This is a genomic window from Njordella aestuarii, from assembly GCF_056494165.1.
In genome coordinates, this window is record NZ_CM151397.1 from 1122339 (window position 1) to 1148620 (window position 26282).

Below are 26282 nucleotides of genomic sequence, written 5' to 3' on the forward strand. Positions count from 1 at the left end.
CGGGCAGCGCTTGCCGAGCAAAAAATCGTAACGCTGACAGTTTAAGCCTAAACCCCACAACCTGAACTTAGAATTCCGGTCGTTCTTGGTTTAAGTATTCGTTGATCGTTTCAGGCCGGGATTCTGCCGAGCTTTCGGACGACCACCAAGAACTCTTGGCCGTCGTATTCTTGCTTGGCGCCTTTTTGTCTGGGAAGGGATCCAGTAGATCGGTCGTCTTGTTCCACGCCGAGGCGGTTGTCGACGACACACTCTTCCAAGTATTCGTTGTGGTGGTCTTAACAGCAGTACCTGTTTTTGAAACTGATCGCGTGAACCAATTGGGTTGTGTCAATGATTTTAGACCAACCATCGGATTCCAAGACCAGCCTTCAGCCTGGGCGGACGAACAGCAGATGGCAAGCATTCCGAGCGCGACCATCGACTTCAAAGTTTTGTGGATCATTTCTAGCGAGCCTCCATGGTTCCGACGACTCGATGCGTTATCACGACGATAAACTCACAAGCATCTCAACTTCAAATATCCGCAGCATGCAAAGCGATGCATAGCGGTTCAGTTTTTCGCAATACGTTGGGGAATAGCATGTTTGCTGTTTCAAATCAAGATTGATTTTTGATCGCACATCCACACCTTAGCTACTTCTTATTACCTGAACGAAGCAACAGAAAATTGGTAAGATAGACGGACTGCGCTGTTTTCGTCTTTTCAGTCTGTGCAAATGAACCGTTCAAACACTTTGTCGATCCTGGAGCTCGCGGTCGCATCGCTCCGACATTACCCCCGATTGCTATGGCCGATCGCCTTGGGTATAGCCGCTGCGACGGCGACGATTGTTGGTGCACTTTTAGTAGGAGACAGCTTGCGTGGGTCTCTGCGTTTTTTAGCGATGGACCGTATTGGCCGTATTGAATATTTGCTGCTTGCTCCAAATTTCTTTGACGGCTCCCTGTTGGATCGCAACATGACCCTCGATGCGTCTGCTCAACAAAAAGAATCCCCAATCCCTACGATTCTTTTTCCAGCTACAAGTCTGGAGACGAATACCGCTGACACGATTCAACGCGCCAGTGGAGTGCTTGCCCTGGGTATCAATGATCGTTTTTGGACAATGGGAACCGGTGTAAAGCCGCAAGCTTTGGCAGAAGACCAAATCGCGATCAATCAAGCCGCTGCCGATGAGCTTGGCGCTTCAGTGGGTGACCGAATTACCTTACAAGTCCCCGCGCCCTCGGCAGTCTCCTCTGACAATCCATTGGGAAAACGCGACAACGAAACAGTTGCGTTGGCGAATTTGGAACTCGTAGAAATCCTTCCAAACGAAAGCATTGCTCGATTCGATATCCAAAGCAATCAACGCACTTCGCTGAACGCCTTTGTTGACGCAAGCACGGTTCAAAAAGCCCTGGCGCGTCCCAATCAGTATAACGCAGTGATCTTCCCGAGAACCACTGACGCCAAATCAGACCCGACGTGGGAAGCTGCCCAATACGAATCGGACGAGTTTTTGCAGGCCTTGCCGTTTACGCTAAAAGACCTTGGTCTAACACTTTCTGAGCACAAGGCCATAGTGCCAGAGGAGCCGGAACAGGTTGTCTTTCACTACTACCAGCTCAGTTCCGAGCGTTTGTTACTTTCCGATGAGGTCGTCACAAAAGTCCAGTCCTCTCTTCCCGCAGAGAAATCAGAACCGTTACTCACTTACCTGGCAAATGGTATCACCAAACTTGTGTCGGACGGATCCGAAGAACCGATTTCCGTTCCGTACAGCACTATTTCCGGCGTCACAGCTGATTTTATCGGCCCCGACGTCGAAACATGGAAACTGCGAACGACGGATCTAGAGTTGCCGCTCCCGCTGGAAGCCGACGAATGCCTGATTAACAGTTGGTTGGCCGAGAGCGGGGGCATCGCTGTTGGTGACGACGTAAAGATCGATTACTATCAAAGTGAAAACGTAGACGGTCGGGAAGTCGAACTATCTTTTACCGCTAAAGTAGTGGGCATAGTCCCGGTCACAAAGCCATCAAGCCCGTATCGACGAAACCGCGACGCCGTATTTGACGCTGCTCCCACGCCCTTCAATGATCCAGCGATGACACCGACTGTCGCGGGGATTACAGATCAAGACTCGATTTCCGAATGGGACACGCCGTTTCCATTAGATCGAAATGTTCGTGACGAAGACGACGAATACTGGCAAGACTATCGATTGACTCCCAAACTATATTTGCCCTTGGAGCGAGCGCAAGAGTTGTTTGGCTCCCGTTTTGGAAGCGTTACTAGCCTGCGAATTGCCCCTGATGTGGCTGCCAGCGTCGACGAGTTAGAACTGCAGCTTTCCAAGAGTTTGCAAAGCGTTGCTCCTGAACTCGGATGGCGAGTGCTGCCTTTGCGAGCAGATCAGCTGAAAGCGTCCAGTGGTTCGACGCCGTTTGATGCTTTGTTCTTGTCGCTCAGCTTTTTCGTCATAGCTTCATCGTTGCTGCTGATTTTTCTGCTGATGCGTCTGGCGGTGGAGAGCCGCGCCAACCAATGGGGCATCTTGAAAGCTGCAGGCTGGGACACGCGTGGCATTCGTCGCTTGATCACAACCGAATCAATATTGGTCATCGCACTCGGCTGCATCCTTGGTCTATTTTTAGGCATCGCATTTTGCATGGCAGTTCTCGCGCTTTTGCGCAGCCAGTGGGTAGGGGCAGTCGGAGTTCCTTTCTTGGAGTTTCATTGGACTTGGTTATCGCTTGCGATTGGAACTTTCGTCGGTGGGTTTTCAGCTCTTGCGACAATTTGGTTTTCGTTGCTGTACCTTTCGCGCGTGAGTAGCGTAGACTTGCTCCGCGGCAATCGTAGTTCATCGTCGGCTGTCGGACAATCACGATACGCATGGCTCAGACGTATCGTTATGTACGCTGCACTGATCGGGTCGATTGTCTTGCCGAATATCGCTGGCGGCTTGCAAGGTCCAGCCAAGGCAGGCGCGTTCTTGGGGGCTGGAATGTTGGTCATGATCGTTCTGCTGTTAGCGTTCTACGACTTTGTTATTCTGCCGCAAACCGTCAAGTCAAATAAAAAATCGACAGACCAATCGTCCAAGCCTTCGTTCTCGATTCACAAGCTCGCGGTCAGTTCGATGCAACGCAATTCGCTTCGCAGCGTACTCGCCGTAAGCCTGATTGCAGTTGCGTGCTTTCTTTTGTTATCCGTGAGCTTATTTCATGTCGAACCCGACGAGGCAGGCACCGGCGGCTTCAGTTTAATAGCGCAATCGGATATGCCTATTTCTCGTGATCTAACTAATCCGGACGTACAGTCTGCTGCCTTGGGGCAGTCGGCGGCCATACTTACAGACGTGCAGATCGTTGGAATGAGACTTCGTGGTGGCGACGATGCAGGCTGCAGCAATCTCTACCAAGCCAACCAGCCCCAGGTGCTTGGCATTCACCCCAGGATCGCTTCCGTTGACCGCCGCCCAGATCAGTCCGCAGTTGAATCCCGTTTTGCTTGGGCAGGGGCGGCAGAACATCCGGTAAATGAATCCATTTGGAGCTTACTTGAAACACGGGCCGCCGGAACATCGGCCGACCCAATTCCTGTTGTGATCGATCAAAACACCGCGATGTGGGGACTTCACTTGAAATCATCGATCGGCGAAGAATTTAGTTACACGTACGATGACCGCGAGATTCACTTCAAGACGATTGGTTTGTTACAAAACACGGTGTTGCAAGGCTATCTGATTATCGGTGACACTAACTTTTTACGAGCGTTCCCCGAGATTTCCGGTCAACGCGTCTTTTTGGTAGCTTCGGCACAAGATAAAACCGACAGCGTTGCTCAAGCACTTGAGAAAGGCTGGGCGAACGAAGGCTTGGATGCGAGGGCAACCACGGTCGTGCTCCGTGATTTGCTGGCCGTGCAGAACACTTATCTGAGCGCTTTTCAATCGCTTGGCACTCTCGGTTTGATCCTCGGCACTTTGGGCTTGGCCGTCATTCAAATTCGGTCGGTCGTCGAACGCCGCAGCGAGTTCGGACTGATGCGAGCGATTGGATTTTCGTCGTCTCGCATTGCTCGAACTCTTTTTGCAGAACACCTCACCTTGTTGCTTGGTGGAACGATAATCGGTGCCATTTCAGCATTATTATCGGTTGCATTCGCCGCCTTCAGTGGTCAAACTCTTGGAGAGCTTGGTTGGCCCCTTTTGATGCTGCTGCTCGTGTTAGCCGTCGGCGTTTTGGCCGGCATGCTGGCCGTTCGCCGTGCTGTAAAATTGCCACTACTAGAAGCCTTACGTTCCCAGTAAGTCAGGCGTTCTGAAAGACGCTTGCTCAACTAAATCCGTCGCTTCCAACTCTAGTCGAATCCCTTTCCACATTAAGCCCATAGCCGTTGATCGTGAGTTTGACCCGCCCCACAGTATCCAGCGAAACGAGTGACCGGTTTACTTCGTCCATGTGGGACTGGTTGTTGATAACGCCGCGACGAAAAGCACTCTCGCGCTTGCGATGGAAAGTTTTACAACGCGGGGAACCTGTCGAACATCATTGGTCAGACATGCGAACGCTCTGGCTGATGGACAAACGCGATAATGCGCCTGCAGAACTGCCAGAATCTCCGACGCGTCTATTGTCAACCGAGGAGAGCTATCGAGACCCTAATGACGGAACAATTAAATGGCGACTGAAGACTCACGATGGCCATTCGATCGAGACCGTGCTAATTCCGGCGGGGCGCTCGAATCGTGCAACGGCTTGCGTGTCTAGCCAAGTCGGTTGTGGAGTCAGTTGTTCGTTTTGCGCAACCGGGCGTTTGGGCATGTTACGAAACTTGAACGCGCCGGAAATACTGGAACAATTGCTGATCGCAAGGCAGGAAGCGTTGCTTCAGAAATATCAACTTCGCAACGTCGTTTTCATGGGGATGGGAGAACCGCTGCATAACTGGACCAACGTTCAGGAAGCGATCCACTGGATGCTGCGTGACGATGGCTTTTACATTTCGCCGGCTCATCTGTGCGTGTCGACCGCAGGGGTGCTAGGAAACTTGCGCGACTGTGCTAGAAAATTCACGGGCATTCGGCTAGCGATCAGCCTCCATTCTTGCGATCCAGAAGTTCGCCGAACCATTGTTCCGCGAGGCGTTGGCTCTTTGGAAGCGATTCGCCAGACGATTGTCGAGCTTAACTTTGAATATCCAGACCGCAAAATCTGGTTAGAGATCGTGATGCTTTCTGGAGTTACCGACCGCCCACAAGACATCGACGCTCTGCTAAAATTCTGCGAAGGCCTCAAAGTCGAGATTAACTTGATCCCGTATAATCAAGCATGGCTTGCGAGCGAACCAGAGTCGGGAGACACGCTCCAACGCAGTGAGCAGGCACGAATTTGGGATATCGCCCAGCAGTTGCGGGCTGCCGGTTACTTTACCACGATTCGTCATTCCGGCGGTCAGAATATCGCTGCGGCGTGCGGACAACTTGCAGCCAACAATAACCTTCCTTCCAACAACCAACTTCCTACCCTTTAGGTAATATCAAGATGCGTTTTACTCGTTTCCTAGTTTTAGGTTCCCTCGTAGCCTTGCAATCGTTTGCCATGTCGGTCAACTCGACGACTGCACAAAAATCCGCAGCCGAGGAGGCCGTCCAGCTTTTCAATGGCAAGGACCTCACAGGTTGGAAAGGCCGAACAGATCTTTGGAGCGTTGAAGACGGCGCCATTACTGGACGGACAACTAAAGAAAACTCGATCCAGGAGAACACATTCCTGATCAGCGAACATGAAGTCTCCGATTTTGACTTGACGTTTGAGTATCGCATTGAGTACGGAAATTCCGGCGTCCAATACCGCAGTACAGTTCTTAACGAAGAGAAGTTTATCGTCGGCGGCTATCAAGCGGACATCGATTCGCAAACACGCTATTCGGGCATCAACTACGAAGAGAAAGGGCGAGGCATTATCGCTGACCGTGGCCAGATTACGATGCTGAAGGCCGATTCAGACCCATTGGTATTGGGAAACTGTGGGGATGCAGTTGATTTGCAAAAGAATGTCAAGTCCGAAGAATGGAACACTTATCGCATCGTCGCAGTTGGAAATCAGATGCGTCACTTCATTAACGGCGTCCTTATGAGCGAAGTCATTGACGTCAGCACCAACGGCAAAGCTGCCGGTGTACTCGCTTTACAAGTTCACACTGGTCCCGCCATGGTTGTGCAATTCCGCAACTTCCAACTAGTAGAATTACAAGTTGAAGCTCCCCAAACAGTCCACTAACCGTACGGTTAGCCCATCGACTTAATCGTTGAAACCCGCAGAAAGGGCAATTACGCAGCTTTTTTGCGTCGGTGGTTGGAATTCCTAGGCTTAATGCGACTGGTCAGAACGTCACCATTCGCATATTCTACCCATTTGTTTAGCGTGGTTGCTCGCAGTCTGCAACGCACCTCGGATCAACAAAATGGGCCAGTTTCTCTTTTATTACCAACGTCCAGAACCGGCGACATGGGTCTACATGTCGTCGTTTTTGATCATTGGCATCTTCTTTATGTTCCACCGATTATGGAGCATACGGAATCTCGACATCATCCTTTTGTTATTACTAACACCAGGTCTGATGCTAATCCACGAATCGTATCGGCTTGAACAGGTTCGCGAACAAACAGCCGGACCGATCGAAGGTGCGACAGCGGTCATAAATCGCGAGACCTTACCACGCCTTGTGCAGCAACTGACTCAACCACAGCAGTTTGACAATACGGCTCCTGCAAATGTCGTTGACGCTAATACGCTGGACGAAAACGCAGAAGCGGTAGTTGCTAATCAGACGCAGCCCGCACCAAGTCAGTCGAGCTGGACGCCACGAAAAGTTCGCCTCTTCGGTTACATCTGGCTCCTTTCCGTTTGTTTGCTATGGCTTGTCAGAATGCTACTCGACACAACTTTCTTTCGTCGACCATTCTTAGAAGCGAATTTGTCCAGGGGGGGGCTGATCTTCATTGGGATCAGTCTGTTTACATTTCTGATGGCCAATGTATTCAATGGTCCACCCGCCCCACTCAAAACCTCACAGTTAAACCGTGGACCAGGGTTTGATCCATTAAAAGCACTACCCGATATTGCAACGACTGCGGCGCAGCGACAGGCAGCACGGTTGGAAACGAACAATTCAGGCGACGCGCAATTATCGGCTGGTGGCATGAAGCAGGCTCGTTTGCTGACTGTTTCGCGAGTGTTCTTAATCATTTCCAATACGGTTTTGATACTGGGCATGGTGGCGATAGGCTTGTGGCACTTTTCTGATCTCAAAGCAGGCGTAGGGGCGGCCCTGCTCTATTTGCTGCTTCCTTATGCATCGCAGATGGTAGGACGTGTAGAACACGCGATTCCTGGAGCTCTATTGGTTCTAGCTGTGCTACTGTATCGCCGTCCCTTTTTCTCGGGTGCGATACTTGGTTTGGCAGGCGGGCTAGTGTTTTACCCGTTGTTCTTGCTACCTCTCTGGTTGAGTTTCTACTGGCAACGAGGCCAGCGTCGGTTTGTCGCTGGTGTGCTGTTTGCCTTAGGTGGTTTGGTTATCGCGTTGGCTTGCGCGTCGAACCAAGATTTCTTGCTTCAATTGCGTCAGATGTTTGGCACCATTGAGTTCAAGCTTCAGGATCTCGACGGAATCTGGGGGCTGGGATTACATCCTTATGTTCGGATACCGGTCGTAGTCGCTTTCGTCGCCCTGGCATTCTCGTTTGCCTTTTGGCCAGCACAAAAAAGTCTGGCAACGCTGCTCAACTGTTCCGCCGCTATTATGGTGGCCGCTCAGTTCAGTTATGCATACGGCGGCGGTCTTTTGATGGCGTGGTTCTTGCCACTGGTATTGCTGACTGTCTTCCGACCAAACTTAGACGATCTAGTCGCGTCCCAAGCCGTACGCCAGTGTCGGATACTTCGGAAGAAGGATCCACCGCAACGCGCGAACGCAGCAACTCCAGCGGCGTAAGCCGTTCCGCTAAATGCGACACCGGACGGCTTGCGCCGTTCCGCAAATATTGGAAACTGGAGTCGGTGGCCGCAGAAGGCTAGACGCGATTGTAGATGCCGCTGGCCAAGTAAAACGACCCGAGCATCACAATCCAAACGACATCCAAGAAATGCCAGTAGATGGCACACACTTCCAACCCCGTGTATTGTTCATGATCGTAACGATACATCAGCGATTTGATTAAAATCGTGACGAGTCCACCCAAACCGGCCAACACATGCAAAGCATGCAGAAGCGCTAGGATTAGCGTAAACGGATAGGGGCTAATACTGGTATTCCGCATCGACTTGGTTTCAACAATCAGTGTCGCCATCGCTTCCGTTTGAATGATTAAAAATGCAATAGCGGCTACCAGCGCGAGAGCAGTCCTGATGATCACATCGACAAAATGATCCCTGCGAGCTGCAATCACGGAATAGTGAAGCAGTCCTGAGATGGCGAACAGCAAGGCTGTGCTGATCCAGAAAGTGCGTGGTAGGTAGAAATATTCGTCGGGGCTGGGTGATCTTCCAAGCCTGAGTGCAATGTAGATAACATACAGAAGCATGCTGGCAAAAAAGAAGATCCCGAGCGAACCGACCAGCAGCCACATGCCTTGCTTATTGCGTCGACGAATCGCTACAGCTCCAACCCGTTCCGGTGAAGTATCCAACTTCTTTCAATCCTTCAATCATCAATGCCAAACAACGAATAACTTCAGTCATCATAGACCAAGAACGCTGAGTGGTCGTGAGCTAGGCATGTGGTGAATCGACTCGCAACCACCTTTTTTCAGTTCACCAACCCCTTGGTCACCATCATGAAGACGTCTTCCAAGGTTGGATCCTTATCGTGGTAAGATCGTACGTCGATGTTGGCAACGACTAGACTTCGCAGGATACCGGCCACACCAGCTTCATCGGTCTCCAATTCAACACGGATTCCATCTGCGATATTGGTCAAGGACCGGAGGGCAGGATTGGAACGAAGCAGACTTACAGCGCGCTCCGGCGCCTCGTTCAGTCGAATATCGACCATACGATTGCGTTTGATCTGCTTGTAAACGGTATCGATCGGACCATGTGCCAGCAGCTTGCCGCGTTCGATAATCCCGATCGATGAGCACGTGTCTGCAAGCTCTGCGAGAATGTGGCTACTAATCAAGATCGTTTTGCCCATTTTCTTAAGCTCAAGCAACAGCGACTTGACTTCTACACGAGCTCTCGGATCCAATCCACTGGTAGGTTCATCTAAGATCAGCACTGGAGGATCATGAACCAATGTTTTTGCTAAACATAAACGCTGTTTCATACCGCGGGACAGACCGTTCACATAGTCGTCGCGCTTGTGGCCTAAATCCAAAAGTTCGAGCACATCCAAAATGATTTTTTTGCGCTGCGAACGAGGAATTTTGTAAGCTACCGCAAAGAAATCTAAGAATTCCCAGACCTTCATTCCATCGTAAACGCCGAAATCGTCGGGCATATACCCAATGCTGCGTCGCACTGCCAAGGGATCGCGAGTCACGCTGTGGCCGTTGATTTTGCCGTCGCCGCGAGATGCTCGCAGCAAGGTTGCGAGAAAGCGGATCGACGTGCTTTTACCCGCGCCGTTCGGCCCGATGAATCCAAAGAATTCACCTTCTGCAATCTTTAAATCGATACAGTCGACGGCCGTGAACTCGCCGTAGTCTTTTCCGAATCCAGTCAGTTCGATCATAAAAGCATCTCGTCCAGTTCCGCCTCAGTGAGCACTTTCACGTTAAGCTTATTAGCTTGTTGTAGTTTACTGCCAGCATCTTCGCCAGCTACCACGAAATCAGTATTCTTGGAAACGCTGCCACTCACTTTACCGCCGACCGCTTCGATTGCTTGCTGCACGTCGCGTCTTGGTTTGGAAAGAGTGCCCGTTAAAACAAAGGTGAGGCCTTGGATCTTTTCGTTTAACGCTACTTCGTTTTCGACGATTTCTTGAACCATGGTCAAGCCGCTTTGTCGTAACTGGTCAATGATATTGCGGCCATGGTCGCTGTGCAAATAGTCGTAGATGCTGTTGGCAATAATCTCGCCAACTTCTTCCGTCGCCGATAATTCTTCAACGGACGCTTCGACCAATCGATCCATGGTACCGAATTTTTTAGCGAGTGTTTCCGCGGTTCGTTTGCCAACATGACGAATGGAAATCGCATTCAGCACTTGCGAAAGTTGACGATTGCGGCTGGCCGATATCTGATTTACTAGGTTGTTCGCCGACGTTTTACCTTGCCTTGGCAAGGCAGCGATCGTCTCGGGTTGTAGTGCGTACAGATCTTGAAAGCTCAGCACCAACCGATTGCTAACCAGCAGTTCGATCAGCTTGTCGCCCAAGCCCTCAATATCCATGCAGTCTCGCGTTGCAAAGTAGCGCAAGCGTTGACGCCACTGCTCGGGACAATCGACTGCGGGACAGCGGACGTAGACACCACCTTCGTCCCGCACCAGAGGCGTGTCGCACGAAGGGCAATTTGTAGGTCTGGGAAACGACGGAAGATCGGCCGTGCGACGGTGCTTTTCTACGCGCACGATATGCGGAATAATTTTGCCCGCTTTTTCGACCGTCACCCAATCGCCGATACGAATGTCCTTGCGTTCAATCTCGTCAAAGTTATGCAACGAACATCGTGAAACTGTCGTACCAGCTAACTGCACCGGGGTAAGCGAAGCGACCGGTGTGATCGCACCCGTCTTGCCGACTTGCACAGTGATGTCGTCCACTTGCGTTTCCGCTTCGTACTTCTCGACTTTATAAGCGATCACCCATCGCGGGCTTTTCGAACGCTGCCCGAGTTCCTCGCGCTGCGCGAAACTGTTGACTTTGATCACAAGCCCATCGACTTCAAAATCGAGTTCATGAATGCGTTCAATGCGCTCGGCACAGTGCAAGACCAAGTCATCGAGATCGTTAAACTCCACCGGCTCAGGCGTAGTAGGAACTCCCCAGGCAGCAATCTTTTTCAAGAAGTCGAGATGCGTTGCAGCCGGAAGCTCACTGCAGAAGCCGATGCCATGTGCGAAAAATCGCAGCTTACGTTCAGCCGCAGTTTTGGGATCGAGCAGCCGAACTGTACCCGCGGTTACGTTACGCGTATTTTTGAAAGCAGCCTCTCCAGTCGCGGCACGCTTCTGATTAAGCGTTACAAGGTCTTCGTTGTTCATGTAAACCTCGCCGCGAAACTCGAGATACGCCGGCACAGCGCTCGCTTCTAGAACTGTTGGCAGCGATCGAATCGTTCTAATGTTGTGCGTAATGTCGTCGCCCAGAACTCCGTTTCCGCGAGTAACGGCTCGAGTCATTTTCCCATCCTCATAGATTATCGATGCGGCGACACCGTCAATCTTCCACTCAACGACCCACGTGATTGGCTGGCCTTCAAGCAATTCAATTGTGCGTTTGGCAAAACTCCGCAGTTCTTGTTCGCTATAAGTATTCTCGATCGAAAGCATCGGCAATCGATGTTCAACTTGTTGCAGATGAGGTACGGGCGATTCACCAACTCGTTGCGACGGGCTATTGAGATCTGCAAAGTCGGGATACTCTTGCTCCAGCGCTACCAGTTGCGACATCAAACCATCATACTGAGTATCACTGATTGTTGGTTCCGCTAAAGTGTAGTAGCGATAGTCGTGCGCACGAATCTCGTTTCGTAGTCGCTCAATCTCTTTTATAATCTCGTTGTTCGCCATCGCGTATCGTCAAAAGCGGAGGATGTGTAAGTCGTAGAATTGTACCGGATGATTCTCAATCGTGCGACGATCCACGATACTGACAAAAGACCAGCGGAAGCAAACTTTGTGACCCGCGGCTTCAAACATACATCCGTTTATTGATTCAGATTCTTAATGGAATGATGCTGCTGGAGCCAAAGTTGAGCTTCACTTGTCGTTCGCAACATCCCGTCCAGTTGCATGGTGCGGACTTCCTCGAGGATGGTTTTGAAGATAGGCCCGGGAGCATAACCTAGTTCCTGAAGGGTACGGCCGTCGATAAGCGATGCGGGATCTAGCTGATCCTTCGAAAGTTGTCGTTTCTGTTCAAGATACTCGACTCCGTCGGTTGGTAGTTTTTCGGCGTTTGCAAGCGTGCGGGCTAGTGCAATTGCAGACTGAATGTTGCGGTCGATTGCAAGCGGCTGGACTTGAGACCACAGCAATTTGTCGGCTGCGAGGACATCGCGTGCATGACTTGCAGCAAAGGTGACTTCTTTCGCGATCTCGTTGCTCAGCTTTAAATGAATCACCAGCTCTTGCACAATTTCAGCGACCGAAGTCGACGACCTTTCTGCCATCCGCAGTGTGCAACTGGCCAGAGCCAGCGAGAATGTGCGTTCAGCTGACGCATCGATCAAGTCCAGACAAGCCGACATCGCAGCCTGATCTTCTTGCCAAAATCGATCCAGACGCGGCCAGACCGAATTTAACAACCGCGTCTCATAAAGTTGCTCTAATGCCCATTTCGCATCCGCTAGCAAACAGATCTTGGAAAGTTCATCTGCAATCCGTTCAGCCGAAACGACATGAAGTTGTGTTGCATTGTCGCAAACTGCCTGTCGCGTGGCTGGATCGATACGAAAACCATACTTGGCAGCAAATCGTATCGCTCGAATCATTCGCAGTTTGTCTTCGGCGATACGACTTCCGGCGTCACCGATCGCTCGAACAATTTTGTTGCGCAGATCTACTTCGCCCCCAACAAAGTCATGCAGTTGATCGGCGATCGGATCGTAGAAGATGCCATTGATGGTGAAATCTCGCCGTTGCGCATCGTCGCGCGGTGTAGCGAAACGCACTGAACTCGGACGACGGCCGTCCAGATATTCACCATCGCTTCGAAAAGTCGCAACCTCGACGTTGAAAATTTGATTATTAATTTTTCGATGAACGCAAGCGACTCCGAATGCAGCGCCGATCATGAGGGTATTCTGGCGACCGAAAATCTGTATGATCTGCTCGGGCGAGGCATTCGTAGCAACATCGTAGTCCGATGGGATCAAAGCTAGCAATTGGTCGCGTACACAACCACCGGCAAAATAAGCGACAAAACCATTCTCTTGTAGCCGACGCACCACTTCGATGGCGAGAGATTGGTTAAGATCGTCCCAGCTTGAATCAGAATTCATTTCTAAATTGCGTTTTCAGATAGTCAAATAGTCGTGAGCACGTCGGAGAAAAATCGTCCCCCACGGGACTCGAAAACGCAAGGCGTGCGGCACGGCGTGGTTGGAGTCTGCTTTGAAAGCGATCGGTATCTCGTAATTCGCCGTTCCCAGTTAGTCCGTGCGCCAGGTTTGCTCTGTTTTCCCGGTGGTCATATTGAAGCCAATGAGAGTTTTGAGCAAGCCATTGTTCGCGAAATGATGGAAGAGTTAGCGTTACCGATCGTCGTCAATCGGCATCTCTGGAGCTCCATAACCCGCTGGGGCACAAAGCTAGAGTGGATGCAAATCCAGCGAAATCCTAGCGATTGCCCGGTCGCCAACCCGGCCGAAGTGGCGGAAGTCCACTGGTTGACCGAGTCGGAATTGCTGGGTGGCTTGGACGTCCTGGGCAGCATGCCAGACTTCTTCGACGCCATGTACAGCGGCGTCTTTTCGATTCGCTAGACGCATCTTCCCCACCAAAACGTACTAATTTCCGGCCACGCCTCAACTGCTGGTGCGTACGTTGGTAACGTCGCCGTGTGGAGTCGGTTCTATAACTTGACCTGTTTTCGACGAAGTAGCTTCTGGGCTTTTGCCATTATTAGTTCCAGGAACGACGCGAGGTCCAGGCAAAGTAGCGTCTATGATTCTCTGCAAGTCTTCAGAATCCACCACTTCGACATCGATCAATCGCTGCGACAATGCCTCAAGAGCAGGCCTGCGCTCTGTCAAGATTGCGCGAGTTCGACCGACCGCTTCGTCAATCAATCGTTTCACTTCTTGATCGATTTCCCGCGCAGTTTGTTCGGAGTAATCGCGACCATAACTCTCGCTTGCTCCCGTCAAAAACGGCGATCGGTTCGATTCCCGGTAGTTAATGCGTCCCAGACGACTCATTCCATACTCCTGAACCATGGCACGCGCAATCGAAGTTGCTCGTTCCAGATCGTTCGACGCACCGGTGCTGATATCGCGAAAGACAATCTCTTCAGTGATAGTGCCCGCCAACAGAACCTGCATTTGAGCTTCCAGTTCAGGTTGCGTCATCAGGTAACGATCGCCTTCGGGACGCTGCATCGTATAACCAAGCGCCGCAACTCCGCGAGGGATGATCGAAACTTTATGAACCGGGTCTGTGTCTGGTAAAGAATAGGCAACGAGGGCATGGCCGGCTTCGTGATAAGCCACGCGGCGTTTCTCAGCCTCGTTCATGACACGTTTCTTCTTTTCAAGACCCGCTGTCACGCGTTCGACCCCGTCGTTAAACTCCTCTTGCCCGACGTTACTTTTTCCTTTGCGAGCCGCGAGAAGCGCCGCTTCATTGACCAAGTTCGCCAAATCTGCTCCGACGAAACCGGGAGTTATCGAAGCGATATGCTTGAGTTCTACGTTGGGCCCGAGCTTTACATTCTTGACGTGGACCTTCAATATCTCTTGACGCCCCTGCTTGTCTGGACGGTCCACTAAGACATTGCGATCGAATCGACCAGGACGCAGCAGAGCAGGGTCTAGCGTTTCAGGACGATTGGTCGCAGCAACCACGATTACATTGGTATTCGCATCAAAGCCGTCCATTTCGACCAGCAATGCGTTCAAAGTCTGCTCTCGTTCATCATGGGAGCCAGGCATGTTACCCGCACGGCTCTTACCGAGTGCATCCAGTTCATCGATAAAGATTATGCAAGGTGCTTTCGCTTGTGCTTGTTGAAACATATCGCGAACTCGCGCCGCGCCGACGCCGACAAACATCTCAACAAAATCACTGCCTGAGAGTGAGTAGAACGGGACGCCCGCTTCACCCGCAATTGCCTTCGCCAACAATGTCTTGCCTGTTCCCGGAGGTCCCACTAACAGAACGCCTTTGGGAATACGACCGCCTAACTTCTGATACTTTTCAGCGTGCTGAAGGAAGTCGACGATTTCACGGACTTCCTCGACCGCTTCGTCGATTCCTGCTACATCGTTGAAAGTTATCCCAATGTCATCGTCGGCGTAAAGCTTGCCGCGCGATCGTCCGAATTGCATGGGCGAACCGATACCATTCATCTTGCGCATCATGAACACAACAACGGTAACTAACAATATAAATGGCAAGAGGAATGGCAAGTACTCAATCAGTGCACTAGGCGGATCGGTTATCTTCCAATCGATGTTGGCCTCGGTAAGCATCTTTTTCAGACGGTCGTTGGCTAGATCGTTACCGTCGTTCGTTGTCCTGAAGTCGACGACCTTATTGCTGTAGCCGTTGACAACTTGCCCGTCTGCGTCGCGAAGCTCATATTTGACTCTGCCGCTGATCGATTCTCGGCCAACCTGAACCTCCCTCAGCTCGCTAAAAACTTCACGTTGCTGCGGGCGTCCTTCCGGGATAACGACGACTTTACCTTCAAAGTCATCGACCAGTTCGCTCGTTCCGCGTCCTTCGTAGCGAGTATTCTCAATCAATTCGATCAGGTTTGGATAGGAAATCGAATAAGTTCGATCCATAAAGAAAGTGCCGACAATCAGTACCAGCACAGCAACGAGCGCGGCGTAACCAACCCAATTTGTGTTCTTGCTGTCGTTTGATTTCTTTTCACTCGAGCGTTTTACGTTCTTGTCTGACATTTCCCTACTTTTACCACTGTCTTTTGAAGGTGACATAGACAAATTATTGTTCGGTCAAAGGTATCTCAAGTGCATTAATTAGGCCATCTATTTGAGCTTTAGAATGGCGAATGGTCGACAGCATTTGTCACCAACACCCGCTTAAACTCACGGAGTTTTGGTGGCCATGAGAGCCATCTACCCTACTTCCACAGCGTAGTTACGGTTCAACTGCCCCCCAAAGCCATGCGGTGAATGTAATGCTACATTGCAGAAGCCCAGATCCAGTTCTACCAGTTTTTCCGTTTAGAGTTGCAACGGCGACCTGCTTGCATCATTTTCGCTCCTTCGAGGGAGCGGAAGTGCTTTTTTCGGAACTTATGGTGCACAAAGCGGCGTTCTGACGCGTATGAGGTTGAGTCAACCGCGAGATAACCCTAGAATCCGCAAGTTTTGGCGAGTGCTTCACATTTTTGCGGTGCTGCATCAGCCAGTCAGCTAGGATTGCGTTACGGCAAACGATTTTTGCGTCTGCTGTTGAGTTAACTCAGATTTTAAGGACTAAGATTTCGGTGAGCCCATTGCGACGCAACGTAGCAGTTCTCGGCTGTACCGGTAGCATTGGTCGCGCGACGCTGGATGTAATACGACATCTCGGTTCGCCCTACTGCGCGATCGCCCTCTCAGCTCACCGCAATCATTCTGAGCTCGAAACGGCCATCTGCGACAACAATCCCCAATTCGCAGTCCTTACTGACGGCGATACGGCCACGAAAGCTTGCTGGCCGCCAGCCATTAATTCGGTGCAACCGTGCAAGCGACTGACTGGCCCCGACGCTTTGGTCGAATTGGCGTGCAACCCAGAGGTTGACATCGTGGTGGCCGCAATCGTCGGTTCTGCTGGCTTGGAAAGTTGCCTTGCCGCCGCAGATTCCGGAAAGCGGTTGGCTCTCGCGAACAAAGAAGCTTTAGTCGTCGCTGGCCCAATTTTAACCAAAAAATGCCAGCAAAGCGGTGCAGAACTGCTCCCCATCGATAGTGAGCACAGTGCGATCTTCCAGTCAGCCTTGTCATCGAAGCGGTCGAGCGAAATCGATCGAATCATTTTGACCGCATCGGGTGGTTCGCTGCGGGAATGGCCCAAAGATCGGCTGTCCGAAGCAACTGTCGAAGATGCCCTGAACCATCCCACCTGGAAAATGGGCGCGAAAATCACAATAGATTCGGCTACCATGATGAACAAAGCGCTCGAAATCGTCGAAGCTCGCTGGTTGTTCGGTATCGACGCCGACCGCATCTCGGTCGTAATCCATCCTCAATCGATCATCCATTCAATGGTGGAATTTGTCGACGGATCGGTCATCGCTCAAATGTCTCCCCCAGATATGCGATTGCCCATACAATACGCGTTAACCTATCCTGAACGACAGGCCGGGCCAGCACGTAGAACCGACTGGTCGCAAACCATGAACCTGGAGTGGGCTCCGGCAGACCTGGATCGCTATCCGGCACTCAGCCTTGGCTTCGAAGTGGCGGCGAGCGGCGGTACCAGCGGCGCTGTTTTGAACGCCGCGAACGAAGCTGCCGTAGCGTTGTTCTTGGATGGCAAGCTAAAATTTACACAAATCACGTCCGCAGTGGCCGACGTACTACATAACCATACTTTGGATCAATCTCCTTCCTTACCCCAACTCCTGGAACTTGACAGCTGGGCTCGCCGCGAAGTGTTGCGGTGGAGTCAGCTTACAGAAGGCTCGTGTGCATGAATTCGTTAATCGCTCTTCAAGACAACTTGCAATCACTGACATCGCTGCTTGCGGTTACATCGTTGCCTGAACCATCGCAACTCTCCCAGTGGGGATCATGGCTCTATAATATTGGCTTGGTCGCCGTGGGCTTAGGCTTTGTGATCTTCGTCCACGAGCTCGGGCACTTCCTGGCAGCCAAATTTTTTGGTGTCAAATGCGAGAAGTTCTACATCGGCTTTGACGTTCCTATCCGATTGGGACCGATCAAGCTTCCTGCCAAGCTTGTGCATTTCAAATGGGGCGAGACCGAGTATGGCGTCGGTGCAATTCCACTGGGCGGCTACGTCAAGATGCTAGGTCAAGATGACGACCCACGCAAAGCCGAAGAAGAGATGAAGCGCATTCGCAGCGAAGGCGGTGATCCAGACAGCGCCACCAACGGCCTCGACCCTCGCTCTTATCCAGCGAAACCCGTTTACGCTCGGATGGTCATCATTTCCGCCGGCGTGATTATGAATCTGATTTTCGGCGTACTCTTCGCCGCCGTCGCGTTCATGTACGGAGTTCCTTACACACCTACGGTTATCGGTGACACAACGCCTGGCGATCCAGCCTGGGTAAACGGACTGCAGCCAGGCGATCGTATCTTGCAAGTTTCAAACGATCGCCCTGAAACAGAAGAGCTGCGGTTCAACGACATGACCGAAGCTGTTCGTATTCAAGGCATCGACGACCCTAACAAGACGTTTCCCATTGTCATTTCTCGAAACGGCGAACGAATTGAGAAATCATTTTCGGGAACTTTGGCGCACGATGAAAAAGGAAAGATCATCTCGCTGGGCGTCGTTTCGGCCAATACAACCAAGGTTGCTTCGAACAAGGCTTTCAACCCCTTCACCGCCTTCGAAGCGGCTCAACCGAACAGCAAAACAGTCCTTCCAGACCTGCACCTGGGCGATACGATTGTCGCCATTGACGGCGTCGAACTGCCGGAATTCCCTGGTCAAAATGCGCCTGCCCTGTTCGAACTGGAAAAGTATCTCGATCCAAAGTTCGACCAATCGGTCTCTCTGACCGTCAAATCCGCAGCAAAAGAGGGCGAAATCTCCCAGACGCGAACGGTCGAATGGAAGCCGGTACCACGCCATACTCTGGGCTTTTCGCTGGCCGTCGGTCCCATCAAAGCGATCGCGGAAGACTCACCTGCAAAAGCAGCGAATGTTGGCTTAGGTGATCGCCCCGTAAGTCTAAATGGTGAACCAATTGAAAATGGCGCAACACTGCGTTTAGCTGTTGCCAAGCTTGCCGGTCAGGAAGCAACGCTGACGTTGAAACGTATGAGCAACAATAGCGAAGAAGAAGAGCTTTACGATTTCAAGTGGCAAGTGCCAGAAGAATTCAACCTTACCGATGTCGCTGGAGCGCAACTCGCAGTTCCAGGCTACGAACTTCCTGGTTCGGGATTGGTCGTTCACGTCTTAAGAGAGATCAGCCAAATTCAAGCTGGCTCTGCTGCTGACACCGCTGGCTTGCAAGCTGGCGACATGATCCAGCAGATCGAAGTCGTTGAGCAAGAAGGCGAGCTAAAAACGCTGTTCTCGCAAATGGTCAAGGCTAGCTTCTACGAACCACGCACACTGGACGGATTCCACAATGCAATTCATTTGGATGAAGTAATCCAAACCCTGCCTGTCGGCACGAAACTTCGCCTTTCCATCAACCGCGGTGGACAAATCAAAAACAATGATTTGGTTATTCAACACGACCCGAATTGGATGGCAGTTCAACGCGGTGTTATGTTTACTCCAATGAGTGCAATTTACAAAGAGCCTCAGTTTGGTACAGCCCTGGGCCTGGGGGTTAGCGAAGTTTGGCGACGAATGGTCGGCGTAGTCGACTTCTTGCGGATGTTGGTCACTCGCAAAATGGAAATGCGAATGATGGGCGGGCCTGGCGTGATTTTTTATGCCGCATCAATGGAAGCTTCCGCAGGTCCATCGCGATTGCTTCTGTTCCTAACCATGCTCAGCGCTAACTTGGCGATTATCAACTTCTTGCCGATCCCAGCACTGGATGGCGGACATATGATGTTCTTAACCGTCGAAGCCATCCGCGGTCGCCCCGTCGACGAGAACCTTCAAATGCAATTGACGCTAGGTGGCGTACTCGCGCTGCTATCGCTCATGGTCTTCGTTATCATCAATGACGTGCTGAATTTAACACAGCATTTCAGTTGACCTGAGCAATTTACGACGATGCAACATTTTCTTCACCCGTAGGACGGTTCTCTAGAGCCGTCATTACCCGCAAGTGACACGATGCCAGTGCGCTCGAATTTCGAGCCGCTACGAAGTGTCAATTGATCGCAATAACAAGCTTGCCTAGATGTTGTCCCGATTTCATCTTTTCATAAGCTTCAATTGCATCTTCGAATCGAAATACCGTATCGATTACCGGCTTTACCTGAGTTGTATCCAAGAATCGTACGAATTGCTTCAGCGATTCTCGGTTGCCGACGTAAATACCGTTCAGATTGACGTTCTTACTCAGCAGCGGAAATAGACTAGCATCTGGCGGTGAAAATCCGGTCAAAACTCCGATCAATGCAATGCTGCCGCCCGCCGCTACGCTTGCCAGCGATTTCCCCAGAGTCCCTGGGCCACCGACTTCTACAACATGATCAACTCCCTGACCGGCCGTTAACTCGTAGACCGTCTTTTCCCAATCGGAGTCGCTTTGATAGTTGATCGTTTCCCAGGCTCCCAAGTCTCTTGCTTTCTCAAGCTTCCGATCGCTCGACGATGTCACGATCACTTTGCCGCCTGAAGCGACGGCGATCTGCAACGCCCATATCGATACTCCCCCGGTTCCTAAAACTAACACCGTATCGCCTGGCACGAAACGCCCGCGGTCCATCAATGAGCTCCAGGCGGTTAGTCCCGCGCAAGGCAGTGTTGAGGACTCTTCGAAACTGTAAGACTGCGGAGCTTGGACCAAGGACTCTTCAGGAAAGGTCATTAGCTCTTGCAGGACACCGTCGACTGCGCCGCCCATTGCGGCTTGGTGGTACTTCATGTCAAAGCGTCCTGATTGCCAGTGCTGGAAGAATGTGCCGATAACGTGATCGCCGACTTTCCATTCCTTCACTTCAGGCCCGACTCCTACCACTTCGCCTGCCCCGTCCGACAGGGGAACTAAACCAGGACTGAAGCGATCTTTGCTGGTTGCCACAATCGTGTCGCGATAATTTAGGCTCGCAGCCCGCATGCGAACCAGCACCTGACGCCCTTGCGGCACTGGATCCGGTACCGTCTCGCAGCGAAAGTTCTTCCAACCAGGTTCATTTCCAAGCTGCCATTGACGCATAACACCCTCCCGCAGTGCCTTTGATCAGTATCATTTAAAAAACCGATCAAGCAAAGGTAACTTGATCGGCAATTGCATTATAAGGGATCGTCATGTCTAAGCTAAATCGAACAACATGACCTCAGCCTCGCCGCTGGCGGTAATCTGGATCGCCGAAACATCAGTAAAGGCCGCTCCATCGGATTGATCGAGCACTGCTTCGTTTGCGAATACGGAGCCGCGCAAGACTTGCAGCCATGCGCCACGTCCTGGTGCAAGATCGTAATCGACCGTTTTTCCTGGACTCAGGCTACCGAGGTATATTCTGGCATCTTGGTGAATCCGCAACGATCCATCCTCGCCTTCCGGACTTGCAACCAAGCGCAACCGGTCCGTACGCTCACTGACGTCAAAACGTTTCTGTTCATAGCTCGGCTCCAAACCTTTGTGCGATGGAAATAGCCAAATTTGGTAAAGATGGACTGGTTCTGTCGCAGAGGGATTGAACTCACTATGAGTAATTCCTGTTCCGGCTGTCATTCGCTGGAATTCACCTGGCCGCAGCACTTCGCCGTTGCCCATGGAGTCTTTATGCTCTAGCGCACCATCGAGCACGTAAGTCACAATCTCCATATCACGATGCGGGTGCGTACCAAAGCCTTGCCCCGGCGCGACGACATCTTCGTTCATCACCCGCAACGATCGAAACCCCATGTGGTCTGGATCTTGGTAATCGGAAAAAGAAAATGTGTAGTGGGTATTTAACCAGCCGTGGTCTCCGTGCCCTCGGTCCTCGGCTTTTCTTAACGTAATCATTCTATTGCTCCCTTGGCACCATTAAGTCAATTATATTGTGTGCACGCGTCAGTCATGACTCTGACATATCCGCTTCGACAACACTCTTGGCAAAGCTTTCGTACCCTGCCCAAATGCTCTTGGCCATCGAATCTGGAAACAGATGAAATTCACCGCTTTCCAGACTAGACACGATACCGTCCGCCACCAAGGATGGCGGTTCTGCAATGTCAATAAATCCCGCAGCAGTCGCCATATCAGTTGCAATTGGCCCTGGGTGAACGCTAAGCACTTGCGTTCCTTGTTCGCCGAGTACCTCTCGCAGTGACTGCGTTAGCGAATAGGACGCGGCCTTCGAGGCGCAGTAGGTCGCAACATTCCCAAAGCTTTTCACGGATACGACCGAGTTCAATTGCACGAAAGCACCTCCACCGTTCTTCGCAAGTATCGGCGCAAACTGCTGCGCCATATGCAAAAGCCCGAACAAGTTCACTTGCAGCTCAAACTCTAGCGCTTCTACCGCCGATTCAGAAAGAGGTGAGGCTTCTTTTAAAACACCCGCGTTGTTGATAACAAGCTCAACGTCGGTGGCAGCGGCCGCTGCGGCTACTATCGTGTCCGGCTTGCTCAAATCCAACTCAATCGCAACTACTTTGCCGTTCGAACTTTTTACCAAGCCCTCAACCGACTTGACGTCTCGCACAGCAGCATAAACTTTGGAAACGCCGCTTGCCAATAATTTCTCAACGATAGATTTCCCGATGCCTCGGTTGCATCCAGTCACCAACGCAACTTTACCCTGTACTTTAAAACCCATGATTCTTCTCCAGAAAATGTATGTGCACTGAAAACTGATCACAAACCAAATGACCGACGCTACTGGAAACCCTCTCGAGCTTTCTCCATCAAACGAACGACATCTTGCAGTTCTGCCTTAGTCAGTTTCTTAAGTAGATCTTTGTGTAAGGCTGCCAACGGAGCGTCGATCTTGCTGAGCAGCTCCTGTGCGGCCGCTGTTATTTCGATAAAGACTACTCGTCGATCATTTTCGCAACGCCGTCTCGCAACCATTCCGGCAGCTTCCAAACGATCAATCAAACCCGTAATCGCCGGAACGACTTGAATCATCCGCTGAGCGACCTCGAGGCACGGCATTGGTTTACCTTCGCCTCGTAGAATTCGCAGCACGTTATATTGCGAACTGGTTAACTCAAACTCGCGCAAGAGCCTCCCGATATAATTTTGAATCTGATCGCTTGTTCGCAGGATGTTTAGAATCGCTTCCTGTTCGACCGATTCAAAGTTGTTTCGCTTTTTCAATTCCGCTTGCAGTTTACTCATATCGTTTCTCATTTAAATACTTTACACGTAAACCATTTACTGGTCAAGCACTTGCGGGCAAATTGACAGTCCCACAGTCTGCACGAGCAAAAAACCCTGCTAAACTGAAGGGGTTCGTCGATCCAAACAGAACAAATCTCTTCCTAAACAGACTTCGGCTGACATGGACACTTTGTCAACTCACCGTTCGGCAAGCTCTCACAATCTGCGTTCGGACATTGCTGCACTCGCCGGTTGCCTTGTGGCCTCAACCCTTCCGTTTCTGGTATTTCAACCGATTGACCCCAAGCTTGTGTACGGCGAACCACTCGTCCTTCATAAGAATCTTTTGTTATCCGTCCCCACCACTTTCCTGGGTTTGTGGTTAGGACTACGCGCCCAGAAAACGCGTGCGTCGGTGGCAGCGTTTTTAGCCATCGCCCTTGGCACGTTGGCTCTCAACCTTGCGTTTGAACGTCAATGGAACATGGCGGCGGCCGGAGTGTGGCTAGCGCAACTGCTGACTTCTCTGGTGATCGCTTTTCTCTACTCAATCTGCTTGGGCAAACGACTACGAACTTCGCGACATCTCCACGAGCGATCAGCCTCCATCGGACTCTTTCACCTCGGAATCTGTTTCGCCGCCGCTGCTCTCATGTCGACCTTCGTTGAAGGCATTCGAGGTTACATGCTAAGTCATTTGATTCTTCAAACGGCCAACGCAGTCTCGGGCGCGACGATTACAACTCTCATAGCAATCTTTGTTTTCGCAAACGCGTCCAAAGTTCACCCGCGGAGTCGCGCCATGGCAACCTTGTCACTTTGCCTGCTGAGCTTTCTGTTAGCCGTCCCGCTTTCGGGCCTAGCAATTTTTGCCGTTTCTTCAATGACGGACCTTAACAATGCGTTGAATTGGATTCTTGAGCATGCCTTGTCAAGCGAGTTTGAGTTTGGTTTTTTTGTATCGATCCTTTCAACAAGTGCGATGACAGCATGGTTCATCTTCAATAATCTTCGCTTGCGTAGCTTTACCATTAAACCAATTCGACAACGAAGCCGGAGTTCCAAATGGGTCTGTCGCACATTTCTTTTTGCGCAACGCCTGTTTTGGAGATTTGCACTTTTGCTCGTCATCGGAGCGTTCGTCTTTGGCCCAGGTTACTCGTATGAAACGACAGCGATATTCCCAAGGCCCAACTGGGATCATTATGATTTCGGTTGGCCAATGACCTTTGCCATCGAAAGTGTTGACGGTCTTCACTGGCACGCAAATGCACTGTTGATCAACATCGGCGTCTTTCTTGCACTCGTGTCATTGCTGTTCCTGATCCGTCCACTTGCTTCAGCGCGTCGCTTAGCACTTGGATGCGCTTTGATACTTGTCGTTTTTTCCATAGCTGTCAAATACGAGGAGCAGCAAGCTGAACGATCAATAACGCTGCAAGACGATTATGAAAAATTGGCTAACGTGTCCACGCGCCGTACAAAATCAGTTACCAAAAACTCGATGGATTGGCTGCGAAAAATCGTTCTGAAACCCCGAAGTAGTACAGCCGATCGTTTTGCGATTGAGTGGCGAGTGGAAGGGATGTCAGACGCGTCTGTCACGGAATTCTTGCAGGCTATCAATCCGACCGAAGCCACGTTTATCCAGTGCGAGATCGGTCAAGACGCATTCAGCGCTCTCAAATCCCAATCAGACTTGCAACGACTCACTTTGGAGCAATGCACTTTCGACAATCTAGCATCGCTCTCAGTTTTAACTGACATTCCGAATCTCCAAACGTTATCGCTATCTGCTACTTGTAAAGATCAACGTGAACTCGATTTGCTTTTGGCTTCGAACGCCAAAGATCTAGAAATCACGATTAACGATAGCATGACATATGAAAACGCTCGAGAGCTTGAGAATCTGACACTCGTCTTGGATTCCGACAGCGAACTGACGATTAGCCTTCGAAACATGCCTGATCTGAAAACGATCCATGTTCGCCCCAATTCCAAACTAAACAAAACTCCGAAAGTAGTTCTCAAAGCCAGCAACGCGCCGAAGCTCTACAAATTCTCCTCCGATCTGGAACAAACGCTTCATGCGCTCACATTTGACAAGACGCCGGTGCTGGGAGTCATTCAGGCCAAAATCGAAAATCTTAGCGTCACTTCTTCGCCCCGTGACATCGACCTGACGGCAGACCTAACCGATTGCATTTCAATGCAGTTGGACAGGAGCTACCTTGCAAGCGCGGACGTAACCTTTCACGGATACAATGCACTGAGGCTGCAGTCATTGCCGGAATCGGTTTCGCGGAACCTTGCCAACAAAGCGACGGAAAGGAGACTAGAATTCGTTGACTGCGACGTGGATAAGAATTTAATGACCGACATCCTCAAGCTAACTCCGGTCGCTTTGTCTTTCAGCGACTGCGAATTCGAGCCTGATGCCTTAGAAGCCTTGTCGCGTAATCTGTCCATCGAGACACTCGCATGCGGCGGAGCACCCTTCACACAAACTCAGTTTGATCGCTTGGTTACTCAGTCGAGCAAACTACAATCGCTCTCACTCAGCGGCGAACTGCTCACCAAACTGACTCTGCCAACCAATCGCATTCGAAGTCTGAAGGTCTTCAATGCCGTGAACATACCCTCTTTCGATATTTCGAAGTTTGTGTCACTTAACCTACTATGCGTTGTCGACAAAGCCAGCACACAATATTTCGACCTAAGGAGCTGGCTAGCTCCAACTTTCATAGTCAGCGCACGATTGCTTCCGCTTGCACGAAACCAAGCACTTTCCCCTCCCCCCCGACTGTCTCGATTGCTCCAGATCGACTTTGATGGTGCCATACCGCAAGAAAATTTTGCTTGGCAAATCGATTTCGCCAACTTAGAAGGAGCTTCGATTTCAGCCGACGATTTAGCCAGGTTGAAAAAGCTAACCTGGGGTATAAACTTTTCAAACTCAGACCTAGACATCACGAACCTAGGAGATTTTCTCGACGGATCATCGATAGACAGCTTAAATCAAAACGGATTTTCGATAAGCAGTTTATACGTCGACAATGTAGATCCAGAGGCTGATCTTCCCGTGTTTCCATCGCACATGCATTTTGAAACACTTTCGCTTCGAGGGCGAAAGATTGACCAGCAAGACGCAGAACGCTTGAGCCAGATCCCTGGAATCATGTTACTGGACTTGAGCGATTGCAAGATTACACCGGAGGCGAAAGCAATCCTGCTGGACCTTTCGGGTGATAAACCACATATGACGATACGTGGTCTTGAATAGAATTCGCTCAAG

The 26282-nt window shown here is 51.0% G+C and carries 18 protein-coding genes; 8 read left to right on the forward strand and 10 right to left on the reverse strand.

The annotated features are described in order from the left end of the window. Positions 1 to 67 precede the first annotated feature (67 nt). Positions 68 to 445 carry a hypothetical protein gene (locus SH451x_RS04390; RefSeq protein ID WP_479361216.1) on the reverse strand — a complete coding sequence of 126 codons (378 nt, stop codon included), beginning with the start codon at positions 443 to 445 and terminating at the stop codon, positions 68 to 70. A 274-nt stretch (positions 446 to 719) separates the two neighbouring features. On the opposite strand from SH451x_RS04390, the gene SH451x_RS04395 reads away from it, so the two are divergent. From SH451x_RS04395 to SH451x_RS04410, 4 genes are all read left to right on the forward strand, one after another. Further along, on the forward strand, positions 720 to 4304 hold the full coding sequence (locus tag SH451x_RS04395; protein ID WP_479361217.1) for an ABC transporter permease: 3585 nt from the start codon (positions 720 to 722) through the stop codon (positions 4302 to 4304). A gap of 92 nt (positions 4305 to 4396) precedes the next feature. After that, positions 4397 to 5527 carry a 23S rRNA (adenine(2503)-C(2))-methyltransferase RlmN gene (gene rlmN / locus SH451x_RS04400; protein WP_479361218.1) on the forward strand — a complete coding sequence of 377 codons (1131 nt, stop codon included), beginning with the start codon at positions 4397 to 4399 and terminating at the stop codon, positions 5525 to 5527. An 11-nt stretch (positions 5528 to 5538) separates the two neighbouring features. Then, on the forward strand, positions 5539 to 6276 hold the full coding sequence (locus SH451x_RS04405) for a 3-keto-disaccharide hydrolase (protein ID WP_479361219.1): 738 nt from the start codon (positions 5539 to 5541) through the stop codon (positions 6274 to 6276). Between the two features lie 184 nt (positions 6277 to 6460). After that, positions 6461 to 7993, forward strand: coding sequence for a hypothetical protein (locus SH451x_RS04410; protein WP_479361220.1), 1533 nt, complete (start codon positions 6461 to 6463; stop codon positions 7991 to 7993). Between the two features lie 79 nt (positions 7994 to 8072). On the opposite strand, the gene SH451x_RS04415 is transcribed toward SH451x_RS04410, so the two are convergent. The 4 genes from SH451x_RS04415 to SH451x_RS04430 form a co-directional block, all read right to left on the reverse strand. Beyond that, positions 8073 to 8687 carry a cytochrome c oxidase subunit 3 gene (locus tag SH451x_RS04415; protein WP_479361222.1) on the reverse strand — a complete coding sequence of 205 codons (615 nt, stop codon included), beginning with the start codon at positions 8685 to 8687 and terminating at the stop codon, positions 8073 to 8075. A gap of 119 nt (positions 8688 to 8806) precedes the next feature. Continuing rightward, positions 8807 to 9733 carry an ABC transporter ATP-binding protein gene (locus tag SH451x_RS04420; RefSeq protein ID WP_479361223.1) on the reverse strand — a complete coding sequence of 309 codons (927 nt, stop codon included), beginning with the start codon at positions 9731 to 9733 and terminating at the stop codon, positions 8807 to 8809. Further along, the gene (gene ligA / locus SH451x_RS04425; RefSeq protein WP_479361224.1) at positions 9730 to 11736 is read right to left on the reverse strand and encodes an NAD-dependent DNA ligase LigA; all 2007 of its coding nucleotides are present in this window, start codon (positions 11734 to 11736) and stop codon (positions 9730 to 9732) included. The genes SH451x_RS04420 and ligA overlap by 4 nt, the downstream gene beginning before the upstream one ends. Positions 11737 to 11873: 137 nt before the next feature. Next, entirely contained in the window at positions 11874 to 13169 is a 1296-nt protein-coding gene (locus SH451x_RS04430) for a CCA tRNA nucleotidyltransferase (protein WP_479361226.1), read from the reverse strand. Between the two features lie 33 nt (positions 13170 to 13202). Here SH451x_RS04430 and SH451x_RS04435 point away from each other — a divergent pair, with 33 nt between their 5' ends. Continuing rightward, positions 13203 to 13652 carry an NUDIX hydrolase gene (locus SH451x_RS04435; RefSeq protein WP_479361227.1) on the forward strand — a complete coding sequence of 150 codons (450 nt, stop codon included), beginning with the start codon at positions 13203 to 13205 and terminating at the stop codon, positions 13650 to 13652. A 42-nt stretch (positions 13653 to 13694) separates the two neighbouring features. On the opposite strand, the gene ftsH is transcribed toward SH451x_RS04435, so the two are convergent. Beyond that, the gene (gene ftsH / locus SH451x_RS04440) at positions 13695 to 15797 is read right to left on the reverse strand and encodes an ATP-dependent zinc metalloprotease FtsH (RefSeq protein WP_479361228.1); all 2103 of its coding nucleotides are present in this window, start codon (positions 15795 to 15797) and stop codon (positions 13695 to 13697) included. A 551-nt stretch (positions 15798 to 16348) separates the two neighbouring features. Between ftsH and dxr the strand changes: the two genes are divergently transcribed. Both dxr and SH451x_RS04450 read left to right on the forward strand, forming a co-directional pair. Further along, a complete protein-coding gene (dxr, locus tag SH451x_RS04445) occupies positions 16349 to 17542 on the forward strand; it encodes a 1-deoxy-D-xylulose-5-phosphate reductoisomerase (protein ID WP_479361229.1) in 1194 nt (397 codons plus the stop codon). After that, the gene (locus SH451x_RS04450) at positions 17539 to 19761 is read left to right on the forward strand and encodes a site-2 protease family protein (RefSeq protein ID WP_479361230.1); all 2223 of its coding nucleotides are present in this window, start codon (positions 17539 to 17541) and stop codon (positions 19759 to 19761) included. The genes dxr and SH451x_RS04450 overlap by 4 nt, the downstream gene beginning before the upstream one ends. A 118-nt stretch (positions 19762 to 19879) precedes the next feature. On the opposite strand, the gene SH451x_RS04455 is transcribed toward SH451x_RS04450, so the two are convergent. From SH451x_RS04455 to SH451x_RS04470, 4 genes are all read right to left on the reverse strand, one after another. Continuing rightward, on the reverse strand, positions 19880 to 20890 hold the full coding sequence (locus SH451x_RS04455) for a zinc-dependent alcohol dehydrogenase family protein (protein ID WP_479361231.1): 1011 nt from the start codon (positions 20888 to 20890) through the stop codon (positions 19880 to 19882). A gap of 96 nt (positions 20891 to 20986) precedes the next feature. Beyond that, positions 20987 to 21685 carry a pirin family protein gene (locus SH451x_RS04460; RefSeq protein WP_479361232.1) on the reverse strand — a complete coding sequence of 233 codons (699 nt, stop codon included), beginning with the start codon at positions 21683 to 21685 and terminating at the stop codon, positions 20987 to 20989. 52 nt (positions 21686 to 21737) lie between these two features. Next, the gene (locus tag SH451x_RS04465) at positions 21738 to 22481 is read right to left on the reverse strand and encodes an SDR family oxidoreductase (RefSeq protein WP_479361233.1); all 744 of its coding nucleotides are present in this window, start codon (positions 22479 to 22481) and stop codon (positions 21738 to 21740) included. Between the two features lie 59 nt (positions 22482 to 22540). Continuing rightward, entirely contained in the window at positions 22541 to 23005 is a 465-nt protein-coding gene (locus SH451x_RS04470; protein WP_479361234.1) for a MarR family winged helix-turn-helix transcriptional regulator, read from the reverse strand. A 163-nt stretch (positions 23006 to 23168) separates the two neighbouring features. Between SH451x_RS04470 and SH451x_RS04475 the strand changes: the two genes are divergently transcribed. Next, positions 23169 to 26270, forward strand: coding sequence for a hypothetical protein (locus SH451x_RS04475; protein ID WP_479361235.1), 3102 nt, complete (start codon positions 23169 to 23171; stop codon positions 26268 to 26270). Positions 26271 to 26282 lie beyond the last annotated feature (12 nt).